Source organism: Vibrio sp. 1180_3 (assembly GCF_029478545.1).
Lineage (GTDB): Bacteria > Pseudomonadota > Gammaproteobacteria > Enterobacterales > Vibrionaceae > Vibrio > Vibrio aestuarianus.
The window spans coordinates 14,411-31,353 of record NZ_SJFM01000036.1 but is presented as its reverse complement, the minus strand read 5'-3'; the positions used below and the strand labels follow the sequence as shown (position 1 = coordinate 31,353).

At 40.7% G+C, this 16,943-nt stretch carries 15 protein-coding genes; 9 read left to right on the top strand and 6 right to left on the bottom strand.

Features of this window, described 5'->3' with window-relative positions:
* The first annotated feature begins 618 nt into the window (after positions 1-618).
* Positions 619-1,590, top strand: coding sequence for a helix-turn-helix domain-containing protein (locus EYW48_RS17575; RefSeq protein WP_277432759.1), 972 nt, complete (start codon positions 619-621; stop codon positions 1,588-1,590).
* A gap of 306 nt (positions 1,591-1,896) precedes the next feature.
* On the opposite strand, the gene EYW48_RS17570 is transcribed toward EYW48_RS17575, so the two are convergent.
* A complete protein-coding gene (locus EYW48_RS17570; protein WP_277432758.1) occupies positions 1,897-2,895 on the bottom strand; it encodes an alpha/beta fold hydrolase in 999 nt (332 codons plus the stop codon).
* A gap of 615 nt (positions 2,896-3,510) precedes the next feature.
* A complete protein-coding gene (locus EYW48_RS17565) occupies positions 3,511-5,151 on the bottom strand; it encodes an EAL domain-containing protein (protein ID WP_277432757.1) in 1,641 nt (546 codons plus the stop codon).
* Between the two features lie 868 nt (positions 5,152-6,019).
* Between EYW48_RS17565 and EYW48_RS17560 the strand changes: the two genes are divergently transcribed.
* The 3 genes from EYW48_RS17560 (at position 6,020) to EYW48_RS17550 (ending at position 8,840) form a co-directional block, all read left to right on the top strand.
* Complete coding sequence (locus EYW48_RS17560) at positions 6,020-6,745, top strand: helix-turn-helix domain-containing protein (RefSeq protein ID WP_277432756.1); 726 nt, start codon at positions 6,020-6,022, stop codon at positions 6,743-6,745.
* 227 nt (positions 6,746-6,972) lie between these two features.
* The gene (locus EYW48_RS17555; protein WP_277432755.1) at positions 6,973-8,430 is read left to right on the top strand and encodes a methyl-accepting chemotaxis protein; all 1,458 of its coding nucleotides are present in this window, start codon (positions 6,973-6,975) and stop codon (positions 8,428-8,430) included.
* Entirely contained in the window at positions 8,421-8,840 is a 420-nt protein-coding gene (locus EYW48_RS17550; protein ID WP_277432754.1) for a hypothetical protein, read from the top strand. The genes EYW48_RS17555 and EYW48_RS17550 overlap by 10 nt, the downstream gene beginning before the upstream one ends.
* 716 nt (positions 8,841-9,556) lie before the next feature.
* On the opposite strand, the gene EYW48_RS17545 is transcribed toward EYW48_RS17550, so the two are convergent.
* From EYW48_RS17545 to EYW48_RS17535, 3 genes are all read right to left on the bottom strand, one after another.
* The gene (locus EYW48_RS17545) at positions 9,557-10,126 is read right to left on the bottom strand and encodes an outer membrane beta-barrel protein (protein WP_277432753.1); all 570 of its coding nucleotides are present in this window, start codon (positions 10,124-10,126) and stop codon (positions 9,557-9,559) included.
* Positions 10,127-10,452: 326 nt separating this feature from the next.
* Positions 10,453-10,890, bottom strand: coding sequence for a hypothetical protein (locus EYW48_RS17540; protein WP_277432752.1), 438 nt, complete (start codon positions 10,888-10,890; stop codon positions 10,453-10,455).
* Between the two features lie 21 nt (positions 10,891-10,911).
* A complete protein-coding gene (locus tag EYW48_RS17535) occupies positions 10,912-11,574 on the bottom strand; it encodes a hypothetical protein (protein ID WP_277432751.1) in 663 nt (220 codons plus the stop codon).
* Positions 11,575-11,712: 138 nt separating this feature from the next.
* On the opposite strand from EYW48_RS17535, the gene EYW48_RS17530 reads away from it, so the two are divergent.
* The 3 genes from EYW48_RS17530 (at position 11,713) to EYW48_RS17520 (ending at position 14,698) form a co-directional block, all read left to right on the top strand.
* Positions 11,713-12,585: an SDR family oxidoreductase gene (locus EYW48_RS17530; RefSeq protein WP_277432750.1), complete on the top strand. Its 873-nt coding sequence runs from the start codon at positions 11,713-11,715 to the stop codon at positions 12,583-12,585.
* A 29-nt stretch (positions 12,586-12,614) separates the two neighbouring features.
* Positions 12,615-13,406 carry a class I SAM-dependent methyltransferase gene (locus EYW48_RS17525; protein WP_269351133.1) on the top strand — a complete coding sequence of 264 codons (792 nt, stop codon included), beginning with the start codon at positions 12,615-12,617 and terminating at the stop codon, positions 13,404-13,406.
* Positions 13,407-13,870: 464 nt separating this feature from the next.
* Positions 13,871-14,698 (top strand): NmrA family NAD(P)-binding protein, encoded by an 828-nt coding sequence (locus tag EYW48_RS17520; protein ID WP_277432749.1) that lies wholly within the window; start codon positions 13,871-13,873, stop codon positions 14,696-14,698.
* Positions 14,699-14,784: 86 nt separating this feature from the next.
* Here EYW48_RS17520 and EYW48_RS17515 read toward each other — a convergent pair whose 3' ends face one another.
* Positions 14,785-15,753, bottom strand: a complete 969-nt coding sequence (locus EYW48_RS17515) for an AraC family transcriptional regulator (RefSeq protein ID WP_277432748.1) — start codon at positions 15,751-15,753, stop codon at positions 14,785-14,787.
* 152 nt (positions 15,754-15,905) lie between these two features.
* Here EYW48_RS17515 and EYW48_RS17510 point away from each other — a divergent pair, with 152 nt between their 5' ends.
* Positions 15,906-16,301 carry a DUF4345 domain-containing protein gene (locus EYW48_RS17510; RefSeq protein WP_277432747.1) on the top strand — a complete coding sequence of 132 codons (396 nt, stop codon included), beginning with the start codon at positions 15,906-15,908 and terminating at the stop codon, positions 16,299-16,301.
* A 66-nt stretch (positions 16,302-16,367) separates the two neighbouring features.
* Positions 16,368-16,904, top strand: coding sequence for a flavodoxin domain-containing protein (locus tag EYW48_RS17505; RefSeq protein WP_277432746.1), 537 nt, complete (start codon positions 16,368-16,370; stop codon positions 16,902-16,904).
* The last annotated feature ends 39 nt before the right edge of the window (positions 16,905-16,943 follow it).

Genomic DNA, 16,943 nt, shown 5'->3' with positions numbered 1-16,943 from the left:
ATCTTGGCATATTCAAGCTTCTGTTGAGGGGTGATTTGCACTCGTAGTTTTGGTGACATATCAGATTCCTTATAAGTAGTGATAATTATAAGGCTTAAATACCATCCAAGTTAACCGTACCATTACAGAGAGACTTCGTGGGGAACAAGGACATCTTCAATATCTGGCAGTAGGCTCCCGAAGCTCTCCAGAACCAACAAGAAATAAAAAGCGGTATGGTTATCATAATCCTTCATTCTAAAAACAACCATGTATAAACCGAAGCACTTGCTACTAGGTAAAGTTAGCCTGATAAGCTACAACACTCAGGTGATGAAACCTACACCATGAGCAAAGTTCTGAACATGTTACATAACCTTGTACACCTCTAACTCATTGCGTTGTATGAAAGTCACTCAATTTAGGCAATTTGTTTCGTTTCAGGATAAAACCATCAAGCAACACAAATCTCGAGTAGCGTATCCGTCCATAAAGTTTCGGCATTTTCCTCCAGTAATTAAATATCTAGTATCCATATTGGACGCTTTGACACTAAGTTTGTTTTAAAAAGATCTTCGTGCAAATGGTTAATGACAAAGCTATTATTTATTAACCAAGAAACTTGAACAGATCCCAAGTATGAGATTTATATTTTACTGTTCAGATAACTTTCAGTTAATGGACTTATCCGGCCCTGCTGATGTATTCGCTATCGCAAACATTATTGAAGGTAAACCTTTATTTGATTTGGTTTATGTCAGTGAACACGGAGGTTTAATCAAGTCAAATTCAGGTGTTTTAATAGAATCCATCGCAATCCATGAAATTAAACTCGAGCTTAAAGACGTCATATTTCTCATCAATGGCTTAGATATAAGTCAACCTAACAGCGCTAAAGTTTCAACGTTCATCCAACAAGCCTACCTGCGAGTTGAGAATATTTGTACTGTTTGTACCGGTTTGTTCATTCTCGCAAACGCACTACCCCATGAGTGTTTCTCCGCAACAACCCATTGGTTCTATCTTGACGATATAAAAAGAATGTACCCTAAGATTACTCTCAATCAGAGAGCTCCCTACGTTCAAGACAACAAGCTTTGGTCCTCAGCCGGTATAAGCACAGCTATAGATATGGCACTTGACATTCTAGAGTTAAAAATGGGGAGAGAATTAACACAACATGTTGCCATGGCAATGGTGTTGCCTAACAGACGCAAACAATCGGATTCACAGCTAACCTTTCACCTAAAAATGCAATTTGAATGTAGCAACTCTAAGTGGGAAGATTTAATACTCTGGATACAGGAAAATATTGATAAAGACTTAAGTACTGAGCAACTTTCTGCCTTCATGGCTATGAGTCCGCGCAACTTTACCAGACGGTGTAAAACCGAATTTTCACTGACCCCGAAAAAACTTGTTGATAAAGTGCGTATAGAAACCGCAGTTGCTCTTTTACGTGATACCAAACAGACAATTTCGTACATAGCACATCGTTGTGGCTTTAAGCGGGAAGAAAATATGCAACGAGCTTTTGTTCGCCACTTTGGAGAGTCTCCGAAAGAGTTTAGAAGAACTAAAAACAGCTGCTTCAACACATCGGAGCATTAAAATGTTCTTCTTTGAAGATAACTTCATATCATTGAAGATACTTGTAATAAAAAGGATACCGGGTCCTAATAATGCCAACGCCCTTTGATTTTCATTGTATTTTTTGATCAAACAAGAGTTCCAACTCTGCTCTTGTTTTAGTGGTCATCTAAGTTGGTAGATGACTATAATGAAAACCGATTTTCGCGAGATACTTTTAACAGGGAGGCTAGAACACTAGTATTTGCTCCAAGAGAGCTATGATAACAACCTCAAAATTATATGCTGGTCTATGCGTTATTAGATTGACGTTAAAGCACTTCATCCCTACTCGATCGTACGCAAGATCCATGAACCTATAAGCTCTGCTGACTTAAGAACAATAGAAAAGTGAGTATCTCCATTAAGCACATCAATTTCCGAATAAGCATCTTGATGAGTATTATCCTTCGCAAATGCTATCACTTTACCAGGATCAAAAGCTTCGTCTTCGGACCCAATCCAAAGACCAAATCGTTTTAACTGATATAGTTGGGAACTCGGAGATTCTGGGGTTACCGCATTGGACATTGTAACTGTGTTAAAAGTGACTATTTCTGGATTTTTTTCTAGAATGTGTTCGGGAAAGTTAAATTCCACAGCCTTTGAGTGACTAAAAAGCAATCCTCCTGTTATCGAGTTGGCGATAAATTTAGCTACATTTACCTCAGAAAATCGATACTCTCCTTTGTCTGATTCCCGACTAGTTTTAGAACGAAAACCTAAGTATGGTGCAACAAGAGCATAACCAGCAACTGCTTCGTGTTTACTCCAACTCGAGTAGTTCAGTACGAGTCCTGCACCAGCCGAATGTCCTCCCAAGAAGATAGGTTTTGTAGGATGAAGAGACCTGACGTGATTTATTAGTGTAGTAATATCATCCAAGACTAAAGCAGTAGTCGGGGCGTCTCCCCTCTCACCTTCTGAGCTTCCATGTCCTCTGATATCTGGCATATAAACCTCTATTTGAAAATTCTCTCCCAACCCTACACCAATGTGGTTGTACAATAGTCCGCTATGTGCTCCTGCACCATGATAGAAAATAAGAACAGCTTTAACATCCCTAGTACGATAAGCTCTAAAAGCCAAAGAGATACCGTCACTAGCCTTTATGAACTCCAAAGGCGACAACTGCTTTTTCTCAGAAAGTTGTATTTCCTCGAGTGAAAAAAAACTCATTTTTTCTCCATCTAATTGGCTAGCCAATGCATTGATAGGTAAAGAAAACATCAATACTAATGTTAAAAAAAATGCCTGTAACTTAGCTGGCAATACTCCTGACGGCATATATCCTCCCGAAACAAAATCCTACTAGAGATAATCACCACTGTTAGTGCTAACAATCTTCTATGAAAATGTTTTTTATTTAAGATAACAACCTAATGCGTTGTAACTATTAGACTGTTTAAATCTATACAATTCGCAGACTTACACCATTACTTAACATAACCGAGCTGTTATTGAGATGGTAAAGCGCCTTCAACTCCGTGAGCGTGTAGTTTGACCTTCTTGCTACTTTTGCTGTAGATTCACCAAGTAAAAGCACAACAAGTGTTGAAAAAAGCTCTAGACGTTGTCCTAAATTGACGCGCTTTTGTATTTTCATGACCAAGCTGGGTTCGCTCACACTTAAGGATCCCGAATAGCCATAGTGGGTAAAACTGAATTCTGTAATAACCAATCGTTGCTGCCTTTGTCATTATTTATACACGTGTAATACACTACAGTATTCAGACAAAACCTCTTCTATCAGAGTATAGTCTGAAATCAGTGCTCTCATTTACTACTCGATTGCACTCACTTTGCGTCAACCGAAACAGTACGACATTTATTGCTTCAATATTCAGTCAATAAATGCATAACATACAGGTTTACCTCAACATTTATTTTCCCAAGCAATACTTAAAGCAACGAACTCTTCTCTAACCACACCTGAGGCGCACATGGCTTATAAATACAATATCCTTGAAGGTATGGCACTCCAACCTCGGTCAATGTTCTAAACATTGCCGACGTTTCTACTCCCTCGGCGACAAGTGTGATGTTGTGTGAACGACCAAACTCACACAAATGAGCAATGAGCTTCAAACAGGCATCACGTCGCATGGCTTCTTGAATTAACGCTCTATCAAGTTTAACTTGATACAATGGAAGGCGAAACAGACTGGTAATCGCACTCAACCCTGCCCCAAAGTCATCTATTGACAACTTAAATCCATGCGAATGAAGCTCATTGAGAGTTTTGGAGATAGTTTGATCTTCATCGAGTAGGTAAGACTCGGTGACTTCAAGGACGATACGTTCTAGTGAAACACCGTATCGAGCGGCAGTATCACATACATCAGCGACAAAACTCTCTTTGAGTAGTTGATGCGCCGACACATTCACATTCACCAAAGGCCTAGCTTGATGGTTTGTATCGAACATCACCAAGTACTGGCAAGCGTACTCAAAAACAAGCATACCCAATACGTGGATATATCCCAGTCTCTCAGCTATGGGAATAAACTCGGCGGGGGATACAGAACCCAAACCTGGGTGTTGCCAGCGAGCTAATGCTTCAAAGCTCATCAAGTCCCCTGTCGATGCTTCGACAATTGGCTGTAGTGCAATCGTGATTTGATGCGTATCGATGGCCACTTCTAAAGCGTCCTGAATTGCAAAGTGGCGATCAATATCACGCCGTTGCTCCCCTGTATAGGCTACTGGAGAAGTCACCATACGAGTATACTCAGAGAGATTAAAGATTTGCTCTAAAGGGTTTTGATGATTCATATTTCCAACTGGCAGCGCGCCAAGCCCGAGTCTACTTCTGAATGTCGCGCTATAAGTGCACTCTTTGTGAAACATGGCTTCAATTTGATTCATCAGTGTAATAGCCATCTCTGCGTCAAGAGTTTGCTCAAGCGTGACCACAAAGACATCCGCGCTAATTCGGTAGAGCCCATACCGTTGGTTCAAAACATCATCCAACGTCGTAACAAGTTTTGATGAGAGGCGTCCGGTCGCATCATTACCCACTCTCCTCTGAAACTGTTGCAATTGAGTCAAGCAACACACAAGAAGCCAACTTTCTTCATCTAAGCTCGAAGCGTTTTGTAAAAATTGATGCCGATTGAATAAACCAGTTTCACTATCATGATTGGCCATATGTGTGAGATATTGACTTAAGAAGACATCTTCAGACACATTTTTGTGCGAACCAACCAAAGCAAACCCACCTTGATATTCAACCCTTACACCAGTGGCTTCAATCCAGAGATAACGACTGGCCAAATTTTTAACCCGATAGCGTATCTTCACTCGTGCCGACGCTTGTTCTTGCTGATGCACATTTACTTCTTGAGTTAACCGCTCGCGGTCTTCAGGGTGGACGAGTTCCAACCAATCATCTAGGGTTGAAGACTCAGTTGAGAGAGAGAACTGTTGATAAAAAGAACGATTGTAGAACTGCACTACGTTATCATCGGTCATAAACCACAACCCTTCACTTGCCGTATCAAATAAGCTGAGTAATACTTCCGGTAAGGCCTTCTCGTCCATGTTTTGTTCCCTATGTTGATTCCATTACAACAACTCAAGTCAATCTAGGTGAGCAAATTTAATGCTGCAGCGCTGAGCAGCCTGCAGCAAGCAGTGACATTGGTGATCCGTGTGTTAGACCTACACTAATTTACGTGGCTAAAACTAGAACCGATTGACTTTCTTCTCTATATGCTTGGCGCTGTGACTACAAGACTTTCCCCAGAGAGTACACGCTCAAACCACCTACATCGTTTGCCTGTAGCATTGAAATTGAGCACTAACACTTTTGTCGATGTGATATCTGTCGTACCATCAGACCATGCTACATAAACATAATAACTTCGTTATGCTTCGCTATCAGGTATAGCTTCCCCTTCAGAGAGCCTAAATCAAAAAACTTTGCTTCATACTGGAACAATACGTGATACTGTCATCAACACCTCAAAGTTGCGCTCGATTCGCCGCTCTTGTGCACACCTGATGAGTAGTCTTGCTCTGTCCAACCACTTTTGATAGCTCTTTGTTGATTTATATCCAAAAGAAAAGTGCCTCCAGCAAATAACCGCCATAACGATAGTCACTTTGAACTTGGATTCATACTTCCAACACAACGATCTCTGTCCTAATGGGAGACAAATGTTCCACGTTGCATACCAACAAATGCTATATCGATATAAATTACAATCAACGTTCAACAACTACTTTGACTCTTTTAGCTACTAAATTGTCCCTAATAGCAGTTATCCTTATATTTGAAGAACTCAAAAGTCTAAATCAATGCCAGCCCACTCACTTTAGAGTTTAAAAATCACATCATCTGGTGAGTATATATTTTTTAATGCCAGCTATTCTCTCCACTCACTAATGATATAAATGTAAACATCTTATGAAAATTGTTGTTCTCTATTGCGAGCATGGGTTCAGTTTTTCTAAACTATCGGCTTGTCTCGACGTGTTTTCCAGAGCGAATGAGATTAGCAGCAGCTATCGCTTAATTATCAGCAGCGAACGTTCTGGCCCGGTTCAATCAGACCTAGGGATTTCAGTATACGCAGAGGCAATATCAGGTATTGATTTACATACGATAGATATTTTGAGTCTCACAGGTTCATCATATATAAAAAAAAACACTGAAACGGGGGCATCTTGCGTACCCCGAACACTTCCAGAACTTAGGCTTGAAACATCAAATAGTCGAAAAGAGTCATCAACTAAACTTAGCGAACCTTATTACGTTGACAAGAAAATTGGGTCATCTAAGGACCGTTTAACAGCCCTAAACATGAACTTCCAAGAAAGAAAGTGGAATGAGCTAGAACACTGGATTCAACGAAATATCACCAAGCGACTATCGGTTGAGCAGTTATCAGATCATATGGCAATGAGCTCACGCACGTTTACGCGGCACTGTAACAAACGCTTCAAAATGTCCCCGAAGAAACTAGTCGAACATATCCGCTTGGAAATGACAATAGATATGATTGTAAATACACACCTAACATTAAGTTCAATTGCTATTTCATGTGGTTACATACGAGCTGAAAACATGCAACGTTCATTTATACGACAACTAGGTTGTTCTCCCAGCACCTTTCGAAAAAAAGCGGCCTAGCATTCATGTAATTATAGATTCCTTGCTCGAAAAATTTCCCCCAAGCAACTGTTGTTATCAGAAAAGTTAATTTTCAACGTAAGCACGACAGTGCCGACAAACTTAACACTCCACACAACTTGTCCGATTTTGCGCATTAAATGACAGGTAGCTATTAACTGAAATTGTTATTCGTAGAACGAGAGACAATAACCTACTAATTATACCCAATAATAGGAGCTGACTTAATGAAGTCGCTAACTTTCACAAAAACCACCCATTTACTATTGGGTCTTTTTTCCTCGTTAACGTTCATCTATATGTTTCGTTATGGTTTTTCCTACATAGATTTTGCAGTAAATATCGCTTTAGTGATTATCGTTTTATTATTAAATCGCGAATCACTAAGAGTCACTATCCCATATTTATTGTATAGCTTTGTTGCCTTGCATATACATCAGGCTTATGGAGATGTTATGCTGCACTTTGAGGTTTTCATATTGCTGGCATGCACAACAATTTATAATGATTGGAAGATGGTTTTTCACTGTTTAATAGCAGCCGCAATTCATCATGTACTTTTTTACTACCTCCAATTCAGCACAACTTCGGGTTTATACATTTTCCCACCAAACAGCCCTTTCACAATGGTAATTGAACATTGTCTATATGCTACTTTCCAAGCCAGCGTTTGTATTTATGGCAGCTTATCTCTAAGCCAAAATTTACACAAACTTGAGTATGTCGAAAAGACTGTTGACAATATGGTAAAAAATGATCGATTGCTCCTTAACATTGAGTTAAGTCACCAAGGAGCGTTCGAACAAAAGTTTAATCAAATAGTTTTGCGCTTAAGGGAGCTATCTGATTCACAATCAACAACTATGCACTCTCTATCTAGAGCCTCAACAGCATTAATGAAAGACATTGATAGCATTAACCACGAACTATCATCACATGCAATTAACACAGAACTTGTTGCTACTGCGGTTGAAGAGCTTGGAACATCGTTTGATACCGTGACATCTTCAACCTCAGATTGCAGTATGAATGCAGAAAAGGCTAATCATGTTAGTCAAAGCTGCCTTACTGAAGTAGAAAAATGCCACAATGGCTTAGATCAACTAACGCACCTTGCCAAGAACACACAATCGATCATAAATAGAGTTACAGAAGACACCCGACAGATATCAAGTGTTCTAGACACCATCGCAAACCTATCTGAACAAACTAATCTCCTAGCACTCAATGCGTCAATTGAATCAGCCAGAGCAGGTGAAGCTGGTCGTGGTTTTGCGGTGGTAGCAGATGAAGTCCGTCAATTAGCGCAAAGGACAGACGCTAGTTTGGATCACATAAAAGGATCACTTGATCAACTATCTTCAAGTGTTGATATATCAACAACGCAAGTAACTGAAATGCTCAAATCCGCATCACAAGTTACACAGCTGTTAGACGCCTTGCTCTATAGCTATAGAGAAATCTCAACTAATGTTACCAGTGTGAACGATGAGATGTATCAAGTTTCTTCGGCTGTTACACAGCAAAATACCGCGTTGAACCAAATAAGCAGCAACATGGCCGACCTCAATGCTAGTTCACAAAGCATTACAAATAGAATGGAATCTCAACGTCAATCTATTGACCTCTTACTGCATGAAATGAAAGTTCTGGATGAAGTTAGTAGTAGGCTGGTATGGAATTAAATACTTGTGCAAAAATCGCTACACTAGTGTTGGTTGTTGCTGCAGGGTATATACTGCCTTCTGTAACACCAGATAAAGTAAGCTTTGCAGATCGTCCCTTACCTAAGATTACAGAGAGATGTGTTTGGGAGGGGCAAGACTGCTCAACTAATCATAACCAAATTAGAATATATTCAGGTGAATTCTCACCTCTTCAATATACAATATTTGATCTATATAAAGATGGAATCAAAAGTAAAGAGAATAGTGTATTTGTCACATCAGATGATCAACTCTTTGGTGTGATAAAGGCAAGAAAAAACCATGATGGGAGCTTCCGTGTTTTCATACCTTTTTGTACCAACGAAAAAATGCAGATAGTTATTTTTTCTAATAATACGTCAGCTATACTTTTACCCAGTAGGTCTTAAACATAATCAAGCCATAGTTTTATCCTTCTAAAGAACCGGAACAATCTCTCATGCTTAAGTCAAAAGGTCTGTTACTCCTGTGACGTAATCCTAGAAATAGAGTGCAACGTAGTAGATGTGGTGGCATAAGATCGTGAACCATGTCATGAGTTAACACCAGTACAATGACGATTTCACGCAGAATGAGTTGGAAAGCTTATAAAGCTGTGACTAATTTTAGTTGACCACTACGCTCCAAACTTCTACTCAATGAGTGATAGCTGAATACTTGAACCAAGGTAAGATAGACCCTTCCCTATTTCAGAGTAAAAGGCTAAGCCGATACCTAGAAAATACAATGCCGCTCACCTTAAGTGAACGGCATTAGAGCTGTATGCTCTAACCTTAACAAGTGAGGACGAAAGCAGCCTCACTTTTAGGCTACGAAGCATATACAGGTTCTGATCTCGATTCCAGTTTAATCATCCAGCGAAAAACCTTGATTTATAACTGCTTGTAAGTTGAGACCCATGTTAAAAATAAGGCATATTACACCCTGAAGCTCTGACATATCTTTACAATGAACCTCTATACAGGTCCCACTTGTGACCTTTTTGACGGTTATCTCTGAAAACGTCTCTTGCCAGTCTGGAGATAGCTCCTCTTGTACATATATTTTATAAAGGCTTAAGTCCACTTTGTGTAAGCTGCTCATATCTTTGCCCCTATTGAAATGACTAGAAGCGATACCCAATAGTTGCGGCCCAACTGAGTCCGCCAGCATCCCTTTTTTCTCCATTAAGTTCAACATCTACACTAGAGTAATGTATATCTGCTCCAATAGACCAACGCTCGGTCAATAAATACTCAATGCCTCCCCCAACCCAATAACCTATTCCCGTATCATCATATTTTGTTTTTACTCCGGATCTCACTTCCTCTAGCTCTGCAGCGGCATAACTCACTCCTCCACCTAGGTAAGGGGAAAATGCACCACCTAGAATGATTGGACTGTACCTTAAGCCGAGGTTAAGTTCACCAACGGTTGTTTCTGTCTTATGACCACTGATCTCTTCTTCGTTTCCATTACCATAAAAATCTAGAGCAATCCCAAGAGGCAGCGAAGCCGGCTGGTATGTTGACTGAAGTCCAATTGTATCCATTGAATCATTTTCTTCCCAATCACTATCAAGTGATTTGCTGCCAAGTAACATTTTAGCGGAAAAGTAGCCTTCTGCTGCGTTGACGACAGAGCCAGGAATAAGCATTAAACTAGTCATAGCCAGCACGGTGAGTTTTAATTTCATAATCAGTCCTTTTCAGTAATATCATTAAGCTTATTGCTTGAGATGTACATTACCAATAAGGTTCATCACCCTCATCACCAGATGATGTGATTTAATATACCTATTTTCAATAAAGTAACTTGTATGCGCGAGCTTTTTTGACTGCGGCTCTTCGGCTATTTATGTAGTGGTAGAGTGCCTCAACAGAACCTCCGCCTCTTCATCAGTAAACCTCAAGTCAGACGCTCGAAACTCAATTAGATCGCCATTTGCTCTATGACGTGCCAGTGAAAGTGAAGGATCAGAACGGGTAATAAGGATTAGGTGAACATTTGTAGGCAATCTGCCTAAAAAGTAATGATTGAATCAATCTTAGAAGTGCTTGCTAAATGGTAGTCATCTAGCACCAAGGTTATGTCATGTTCGTAATAGGCCAACTCATTCAATAAGCTGGTTATTACATCTTCATTATTAACTTCTTTACTAACTTTAACTAAATCCCAAGCTTCTTGTGCAAGCGTGCTATCCGCTTCTTTCACCGCTGCGATCAAGTAATAAAGAAAAATATTGGTATTTCTATCATTAATGTCTAACGACAGCCAAGCAAATCTTCTTTTTTGAATCGAACACCAGCCTGCAATTAAGTGCGATTTGCCAAAGCCTGCAGGAGCAGAAACGAGCGTGAATTTTGTTTGATTCACTTTCCTAAGTTTTTCGTTCAGTCCTTCCCTTACTACACATTTTAATTTAGGTTCAGGAGCATATAGTTTGGTCTTTATAATCATTTACCTAACTCTGATTTATCATCACTTAGCCTTCCATATAAAAAATGAAGTAGGAAGCGATACATGTAGAAGTAAAAACCAGAATATCAAGGTGACACCAAACAGGCTAGCAAAGGTTTCAGAAGATTCGAACAAAGTACAGAGCCCAAAAAAGGTGGCAGCATAGCCAAGAAATTTGGTCACCAAAGTTGCCCCGATTCGAGAAGGCAATGCACAGGAAATTAATCCAACCCAAATAGCACCAATAAGTTCATTGCCTCCTCCAATACTTTCATGTAAAAGGTTTCCTATTGTCCAAACTTCTATCGCGAGCTCACAATTGAGAGCCTGCAAACCTTCAACACTATTTATCAACTCAATCGCAAGCCCTCCACTTAGAAACATTAAGCCGGACCAGATCCCTCCCATAACCAAAATCCCAATAGCTAGTTCGGGCTCTTTTTGTCTTACATTAAAAAACAAGTTAATGGTTAGATAAAGCAAAGACACTCCGTATACAAAATAAACCACTACGTTCCAAAGGATGAAGTGATTGCTATCTAAAACCAACAGTTCTAATGTTTGTTGTGGAAGGACATTTTTGTCGTTTAAATAGTGAAACTTACTGACTAGTAACCAAAACCCAAACATAAAACATAAGATATTGATAAGTAGTGAAGCTCTTGCTTTGTTCAATGAAGTCATACTATAGCTTCCAGTGACAACAATATGGTCCACCAAGTTACCATTAATAATAGGCTGCTCAATCACCACATATGGTGATTAATAAATTGAATATTTGGTGTAGGTTTCTATCACTATTCTTAAGAAAGGAGATGTAATGTGGACAATACTAAGACGATTCTTGTAGCCGGAGCTAGTGGTTACCTTGGTCGACATCTCATCGATGTTTTAAAAACCTCTAATACAGATTTTTTTGCTTTAGTACGGCACACCGAGAAACTCAAAAGAAGTGGAGTTACTGACACACAAATCAGAGTTGCAGAAGTTACTAACCCTAGTAGCCTAATTGGATGCTGTGATGATATAGATGTAGTTATTTCCTGTGTTGGTATTACAAGGCAGAAAGATGGTCTGAAATACATGGATGTAGACTTTCAGGCTAACTACAATTTATTAGAGGAAGCTATAAGAGCAGGTGTCAAGAAGTTTATTTACATCTCTGCTTTTAATGCCCCGCAATATAACCATGTCCGACTGCTTCATGCCAAGGAAAAGTTTGCAGACAAATTACTCAAAACAGAGCAATTAACTCCTTGCGTAATCAGGCCAAATGGATTTTTCTCGGATCTAGAAGAGTATTACAAAATGGCACAATCCGGACAAGCATATGTATTCGGAGATGGAAGAACACAGTTAAACCCTATTCACGGTACAGATTTGGCCCATTTTTGCTTAGAAGCTATCAATATGAGTGAGCGTGAACTTAGTGTTGGAGGACCAGAAAAGCTATCTGTGTCCCAAATAGCTATGCTTGCATTCGAAGCTCAAGGACGAGCCGATAGAGCTAAGATAATCAACTTACCAGACTGGATGAGAAGAACTGCGTTATTTATCGCAAAATCTATACCTGAGCGTTTTGGAGGCCCGACTGAGTTTTTCCTTACCGTTAGCGCAGGGGATATGGTCGCTCCGTTGTATGGGGAAAGGAGCTTATCAGAACACTTCCGAAATCTTTACCACACGAATAAATGATATCAGTAATTCAACAAAGCAAACCAGGTATGAAAATGAACTATCTAGAAATAAACAAAGATGCGTGGGATTCCAGAACAGACACCCATATCAAGTCAAAGTTTTATGATGTCGAATCATTTAAAAAAGGCAGGTCCTCTCTAAATCCTCCCGAACTTAAATTGCTGGGAGATGTGAAAGGTAAATCTATTTTACATCTTCAGTGTCACTTTGGACAAGACACTCTATCACTAGCACGCATGGGTGCTAATGTAACGGGGGTTGATCTATCAAGCAAAGCCATTGAACAAGCGAACTTACTAAAAGAATCGCTAGGAATAGATGCAACATTTGTAGAAAGTGATGTTTGTCAGTTTGATCAGATTAACCAAAAGCAGTTCGATATCGTATTCACTTCATATGGAGTACTTTGTTGGCTATCGGACTTGTCTGCATGGGCAAACACCGTCGCAAACTCACTAAAGTGTGGTGGTCAATTTCATCTTGTAGAATTTCATTCGATTAACGATTTGCTAAGCGGTTATTCCTATTTTCCAAAGAATGAACCTGATATTGATGAAGAAGGGACATATACTGAGAACTGCGATGGTACAACTTCGACAATGGCTACGTGGTCTCATTCGGTTAGTGAAGTTATCAGTGCATTGTTAGCAGCGGGCTTAACAATTGAAGCTTTCTCTGAGTCGCCTTATAGCCCTTATAACTGTTTTGACGGGTTAGAACACATACCTGGATCCGGATATCAAATGCTGCATAAAAACCAACAAGTTCCACTTATTTATACTCTTTCAGCTAGCAAAAACACTAATGCTTTCAAGTAGCGAATAACTTACACTAATCTTCTATTCTCATCCTCAGATAAGGATAGAAGATTGTAAGATAAATAACAGCAAAACATTCGATAGATGCAACATATGCTCGTTCTAACTGGTCTTCTTGGGTAGCACAAGAAAGCCGTGCATGTATGATACCGGGTGTATGTCTGGAGAGTGCTTCTCGTTTTATTAAGAGTATAAGACACCATACTCAATCACTTATCCCATTAGATCCAAAGTTCAGTTTTCACAACACTTCTTTCAAATTTCTAAAGCCAATGCAGTCTTGTCTATGACCCCATCAACGCCTAGCGAACCAGTTCATCCGTCTCAATAATATTTTACTCTACTGCTCATATTGGACTTTATGTTAACAATTACGGATTTAACATCATTCCACTCAAAGTTCTTTCGACACATGATGAGTACTACTTCATCAATACGTTGGGAATCCCACTAGGAGAGCCATTATGAACAATCCATCAAACCCCATTGTCATCATCGGTAAAAATGCTAAAACCGGTGTTCGTGTCAACAAAAGGCTCATTGAGCTTGGCTTTGAGACTCGCTCAGTCTCCCGAAGCACCTCGACTTGCTTTGACTGGGGAAATAGAGCAACTTGGCCTGCAGCCTTAAAAGGCGCAAAGTCAGCGTACGTGACTTATCAGCCCGATCTTGCCGTACCCAATGCAGAGAGTGATATCCGTGCGTTTGTCGAAGTGGCGAAAGCCGAAGGCGTTGAGCATGTTGTCTTACTTTCTGGGCGAGGTGAAGATGGAGCAGAAAGAGCAGAGCAAGTTCTTATCAACAGTGGTCTTGAATGGAATGTGGTTCGCGCTTCTTGGTTTGCACAAAACTTTAGCGAAAGCTTTATGGCAGAAGGCATCTTGAACGGCCACTTAATATTACCTGCTGGAAACATACCGGAGCCCTTCATTGACACGGATGACATTGCAGAGGTAGCGGTGGCCGCTCTGGTTGACCCAAGCAAGCGAAACCGCTTGTATGAGGTGACAGGCCCTGAGTTGCTGACCTTTCAGGACTGCGTTGATGAGATTTCCAAGCAGCTCAACAAAGAGATTAAATTTACCTCGGTCAGTATCGATGACTATTTAAACATCCTAAAAGAGCAAAATGTACCAGAAGATTACCAATGGCTCCTTAATGAGCTCTTCACTGTTGTCTTTGACGGGCGTAACTCAAACCTTGCGCATGGTGTCGAGGAAGCGACTGGCACCAAACCAACAAGGTTCTCAGACTATGTCACCAAAACTATTGAAGGGGGTTACTGGGGATAGAGCATTCAGGACGGGTGATTAAACCATCACCATTGGGCAGCCCGGGTTTACATCGGGCTGACCGCCATTCCCTAGATAAAACAGTGTTACCCGGATTTCTTAGTATGAGATGGTGACACTCCATACTTACTCTTGTATGCACGGCTGAACGCGGCTTCAGATTGATAGCCAACATCGAGTGCAATATTGAGAACATGCTCATTGCCATGCAACAACCGCTCTCGCGCCAGCGATAAGCGCCAATGCGTGATGTACTTCTTAGGCGTCTGACCGACGATTTTCTTAAAATAATCAATGAAGCTCGTGCGAGACATACCAGATAACTCAGCTAAACACTCAATATCGATATGCGCAGAGGGGTCTCCATGTATTTTTTTCATCGCACGAGAAAGACGCTTATCAGTATGTGCCAGTAGCCAACTCTGATGTTCATCAGAGAGTTCATTAATCCAAGTACGGATACATTGAAGGATTAATACATCAGCCAACTTAGAGACAATAAGTCCTGCGCCATAATCCTCGTTTTCAGTTTCTCTCTGTATAGATTGCACCAAACTTTCGATGGTTTGGTGCGCTGGGGATTGTGACAGCACCAAAATATAATCCGGCATTGATTGAATGATGGACGTCGTAACCTCGTTATCAAACAGTACCGTGCCACACAGAGTCGTCGTCAACGCACCTTCACCAGTCGTAGTTAAACGCTCATAGTGTTCGGTGATTTTTTCGATATTATTGTCAAACAGGTCATTGGCTGGTGTGTTATTGACGTCAACGATGTCATGACCGGTACCTCTTGGTAGCAAAATAAAGTCACCTGGTTCCAGCTTTACGCGGGCACCATACACTGAGACGAACGCTTCACCTTCTAGAACTAAGTGAAACATAGTGCTAGAGGGAATAGAAGGGATCTTCACCCCCCAAGGTTGCTTCAACATCGAGTAAGTATAAAAAACGCTACTCATTTTAAGTTGACTGAGCGGAGAGCTGGCCTCCTCATCCTGACGCCTGTTTTGTTCAAACTTCGCCATGGCTTGTGTTCTTTTATCGTCCATCAATATGTACTTCCTGCAAACGTTCAGCGACTTTCTGTCAATTAAATCATCGCTCAATTAGGTCTAATAAACAACGTTCACTGCCTGCCGCAGTTTTGTGGCTCTAGTCAGTTAATCCAATGATGTCATGAAATCTAGAAGGAGATTGCACCATGATTGCATCTATGTTTGAGCGTATTGTTTTAGGGATAGCTGGGGTTACCGCCTTTACTATCGGCGGGTTTATTGCACTAGAGCCACATACTTTTTACTTAAGCTATGGCATTGCGCTCGCGGATGACCCAAGCCTACTCAGTGAGCTACGAGGACCGGGGACAAACCTCGCTGTATTGGGGGCATTGATGCTAGCCGGCCTCTTTTATCATCCCTTACCTAAGACCTCAATCGTTGCCGCAAAAATCGTTTTTTTCGCTTTTCCTGTGGGTAGAGTGATAGGGATATTTGCCGATGGTATGCCGTCTGGGGGGATCTTGGCCGCGCTAGTTGTAGAAATTGCGATTGCGGTTTTACTCGTCGTGGCCTTTAGAAAGACGAAAGCGTTCACATAACGTGTTTTGTTAGCTCAATATAAGCCAAGTTCAAATAGTCAGTGACTCATCGAAAGGACCAATATCATGAACTTTAACAAAGTACTCATTGTGTACGACTCAGGATTTGGTTCAACCGAAGACATTGCGCGAGTAATGGCAACCGAGCTCTCTCGCTTAGGTGTGCAGGTAGAGTGCCAAAATGCTGAAAATGCGCGCGCGCCGCTAGATGGCGAAGCGGTAATAGTGGGAAGTCCCATCCGTTATGACAGGTGGTTACCCACCGTTAGACAGTACGTGACTCGCCATCAAACGATACTCTCACAGATTCCTGTCGCGTATTTCTATACTTGTCTTTCTCTTGTGCAAGGGACATCAAATCCAATAGATGACAAACAAGTCTACGATGACACACTTCTTAGTGTGAACACCCAAGTTAAACCGATTATGGTTGCAGGTTTTCCTGGCACATTAAAGCTAGAGGTAATGCCTTGGTACTATCGTTTTCCCCTCAAGTGGATCGCGAAAAGCAAAGGCGTGAGTGAAGGAGATTATAGAGATTGGGCAATGATTAAACGCTGGGTTCACCACTTTGTTCATTACGTTAGCCGTTCAGTAACATGACATGCACTTCGGGATCATTACTCATTAACTTGAGTTGAC